Source organism: Aliiruegeria lutimaris (genome assembly GCF_900099935.1).
GTDB lineage: Bacteria > Pseudomonadota > Alphaproteobacteria > Rhodobacterales > Rhodobacteraceae > Tropicimonas > Tropicimonas lutimaris.
Genome location: NZ_FNEK01000151.1, coordinates 1 through 3,743 on the forward strand (window position 1 = coordinate 1; position 3,743 = coordinate 3,743).

Consider the following 3,743-nt stretch of genomic DNA (forward strand, 5'->3'; position numbering starts at 1 on the left):
GTTTCGTCATGCGGCCTGCTCCCGGGGTGGTGCGCGGGATGAGGGCTTCTGCCCGCGACGGAAGATTTCGACGATGCGCATCGGGCCGCCGCAGCAGGGGCACGGTTCGCGCAGAGTGAGTGGGCTGATCTCCGGAACCGCCTGCGGGACTTGTTCGGGCGGCGCGGCGCCGAGCAAGCCGCGGATGCGGGCGATGGTGGCCTTGCGGGTCGCGCCGGCCAGCAGGCCGTAATGGCGAATGCGATGGAAACCGTCGGGCAGGACATGGATCAGGAACCGGCGGATGAACTCGGCCGTGGTGAGCCGCATGACCTTCATCCGGTCGCCGGACTTGATGCGGTAATCCTTCCAACGGAACGCCACGGTGTCGGCATCGGCGCTGACCAGGCGATGGTTCGAGATCGCCACGCGGTGGGTGTATCGGCTCAGGTAGGCCAGCACGGCCTCGGGGCCGCCGAAGGGCGGTTTGGCGTAAACGACCCACTCGGTCTTGCGGAGCGGGGTGAGGTAGGCGGAGAAGGCACCGGCGCCCTCCAGTTGCTTCAGATCGGCGAAGAACTGAAGCTCGCCCGCCTTGTGCAGCGCCGCCAGTCCTTCGAGGAAGAGACGGCGGAACAGCCGGGACAGGACACGGACGGGCAGGAAGAACCCGCGGCGGCAAGAAATCCAGCGGCCGCCGTCCGGCGACAGCCCGCCGCCGGGGACGATCATGTGGATATGGGGATGATGGGTGAGCGCCGAGCCCCAGGTGTGGAGCACGCTGGTCATGCCGACACGGGCGCCGAGATGCCGGGGATCGGCGGCGATGGTTGTCACGGTCTCCGCCGAGGCGCGGAACAGCAGGCCGTAGACCGCCCGCTTGTTCCAGCACGCGATGCGGGCGATCTCGGCCGGCAGGGTGAAGACCACGTGGAAATATTCCACCGGCAGCAGGTCCTCCGCTCGCGCCGCCATCCAGTCGCGCGCCGCGTTCGCCAATGTCTCTCGGACCATTGGCGCGCCATTGGCTCACCCCTGGCACTTCGGGTAATGCCGGTTCTTGCATGAGTTGTACGCGACATGTTGGTGGCCGCACTTGCTACACGCGGCGACGTGCCCGCCGAGCGCCTCGGTTCGGCAGGCTTCTATTGCCGACATCACCTTGAGCTGGGTCAGGCTGACATGCCCGGCATTGGCCCGCCGCCATGCTGGACCATGAGCCCGGAAGATGTCAGCGACCTCCAGCGTCGGCCGGGGCAAAGACCCCGCCTGTCACTGCAGGCTTCGCTTCACCGTCTGGTCCTGCAGCTTGGCCAGCATGTCGTAAGGGCTGATCGTGTCACGGATCGTCTTGGTGGCAACATGAATGTAGCGCGCCGTGGTCGACAGCTTGGCATGGCCGAGCAGCACCTGGATCACGCGCACGTCGGTGCCCGCCTCCAGCAGATGCGTGGCAAAGCTGTGCCGGAGCGTGTGCAGAGTGGCGACCTTCTCCACACCGGCCATGTTTTTGGCTGACGTGAACGCACGGTTCAACTGCCGGGGCGAGATCTGGTTGATCTTCGGCTTTCCGGGGAAGAGCCAGCCTTCTGGCCGCGCCTCGCACCAGTAGTCGCGCAGAAGGTCCAGCAATCCCGGCGACAGCATGACCTTGCGGTCCTTGCCGCCCTTGCCCTGCTCGACATGGATCAGCATCCGGTCGCTGTCGATGTCGCCGATCTTGAGGTTGCACACCTCTGTGGCCCTGAGCCCGGCGCCATAGCTGATGCTGAGCGCCGCCCGGTACTTCAGCCCGGGCCCCGGTGCTGCCATCAGAACGGCCGCGACCTCTTAGACACTGAGCACCACCGGCAGCTTCCGCGGCTCGGTCCGGAACTGCATATACCGTTTCATGTCCTCCCGCCCGCAGGTCATGCCGAAGAAGAACCTCAATGCGACGATCCTGGCATTGAAAGTCGTCGGCGTGACGCCGGTATCTGCCATGTGCAACTGATACGCCCGCAACTCCTCCGGCGTGGCCGTGTCCGGCGAATGCCCGAGGAACGCGGCGAACTCCTTGATCGCCCGGATATGAGCTTTCTGCGCCTTGTCCCCCATCCCGCGGATACGCATGTCCTCGATCATCCACTCACGCAGCGGCGTGGTTCTCTCCTCCTTCATGGGAGCCTCCTGTCTGTCGATTGAGAAGACCCCAATCGTCAGGCAGGCGCGCACGTTTCCAAATGCGCAGCTGTCAGATCATTGCCCACCGACAGCCACACGCGCCAATGCCGCGGAGCGGCTTCGTCCATGCAGAGATTCTTGATCTGTCCCACGGAAGACGGCTTTTCTCGTGGTTTCGGTTCTGCACGGCTTTGTGGATCGCTTTCTCAAGGGCGTTGTCGTCTGCGAAGGTCTGATGGGCCAGTTCGGTCTGCTTGAGCGCCTTCCAGGCCGGTTCGATTTCGTTGAGTTCCGGGGCGTATTTCGGCAGCCATTCGACGGTGAGCTAGTGGGCGCGCTCGGCGAGTGCTTCCCGGGTCAGCTTGCTGGTGTGAACCGGCCCGTTGTCGAGCACCAGCACCACCGGCAGGTGCAGCTTGCCCGGCTGCGGTCCGTAAATCCGGTCGATTTCGCTTAACAGATCGATGAAATCGGTGGAGCGTTTGGTGCGGGAAGTCGTCACCGTCAGATGATTGGCGGCGAAATCGAGCGCGCCCATCATGGCTATCTTCATCGCCTGTCCCGGCGCGGGGATGCGCAGGTCGGCGCCGCGCTTCGCCCAGGCCCGGGCCAGATATGGGTGGGTCGGCGCCTCGCTTTCATCCGCGAAAAGCAGCCGGATATCACCGGCCTTCGCCTGTTGTTTCATCGGTTTCAGCCGGAGACCGGCGCGATCCACCGCTTGTGCGTCCTGCCGTCCCTTCAACGTGTGCCGCGGCCGTTTGTAGACAAAGCCCCCTTTTTCAGAGCCTTGGAAAGCTGCGAGCGGCTGATCGACAGACCCTCGCACCGCTCGATCTCCGCCGCCAGCCGCGACAGGGTCCAGTTCGGCCGGTCTGCCGCCGGGGCTGCGAGCAAGGGCGCGGCCACCCGCAGCGCCGCCTCAGACTTCGCCGGTGCCGGGCCAGCGGCACGGCGCGCCTTCAGCCCCTCGGCCCCGCCTGCCATGAAATCGCTGCGCCACTGGCGGACGGTATCCTCGCGCACCCCGAATGCCTGCGCGATCCGGCCCGCCGTCCAGCCATCGAGCGTCAGAAGCACTGCCCGCGCACGATCCGCTTCACCCCGATCACAACTGCACGACAACACTTCCAACGAGCGCCGAGCTTCCGGTGACGCGGTGACTTTCGATCTCCCCACCATTCCTGACCCTCCAATCTGAAAGTCAGGAATCACAACCAAAACCGTGGGACAAGCCGGAACAAACTGCTTAGAGCGTGTCGCGCTCAATCGGCCTCATAGCCTGCGGCCTTGAAGTAGTTGTAGCACTCTTCGTCCGAGAAGAGGTCGCAGACCTGTCCGACGGCGGCCCAGAGTTGGTCATAGGTCCGCGCGGCAGCCTTCCTGATCAGTGTCTTGAGTTTCGAGAAGGCCATCTCGATGGGATTCAGGTCTGGGCTGTAGGGAGGCAGGAACAGGAACCATGCACCAATCGCGCGTAGGGACGCCGCTGCGGCCGGAGCTTTGTGGCTCGACAGGTTGTCGAGAATGACAACGTCGCCTTCGCGCAGCGTCGGCCCCAGTTGGGTTTCGATGTAGAGGGCGAACATCTCGGCATTCAT

General features: G+C 64.5%; 2 protein-coding genes and 3 pseudogenes. All 5 read right to left on the minus strand.

All coding sequences use genetic code 11. From position 1 onward, the window contains the following. Window positions 1–6 precede the first annotated feature (6 nt). Window positions 7–1,239 (minus strand): annotated as a pseudogene (locus BLR85_RS27870) (IS91 family transposase). Window positions 1,240–1,251: 12 nt separating this feature from the next. Further along, window positions 1,252–2,139 (minus strand): annotated as a pseudogene (locus BLR85_RS27875) (tyrosine-type recombinase/integrase). Between the two features lie 73 nt (window positions 2,140–2,212). Then, window positions 2,213–2,830: pseudogene (locus tag BLR85_RS30180) on the minus strand (IS630 family transposase). 53 nt (window positions 2,831–2,883) lie between these two features. Beyond that, window positions 2,884–3,324, minus strand: a complete 441-nt coding sequence (locus BLR85_RS27885) for a helix-turn-helix domain-containing protein (protein WP_093165068.1) — start codon at window positions 3,322–3,324, stop codon at window positions 2,884–2,886. Window positions 3,325–3,407: 83 nt separating this feature from the next. Beyond that, a partial coding sequence (locus BLR85_RS27890) for a transposase (protein ID WP_139188614.1) occupies window positions 3,408–3,743 on the minus strand: 336 nt, incomplete at its 5' end.

Coding starts and splice junctions, on each gene's coding strand:
- BLR85_RS27885 (WP_093165068.1), bottom strand. CDS start 3,324: ATGGTGGGGAGATCGAAAGTCACCGCGTCACCGGAAGCTCGGCGCTCG.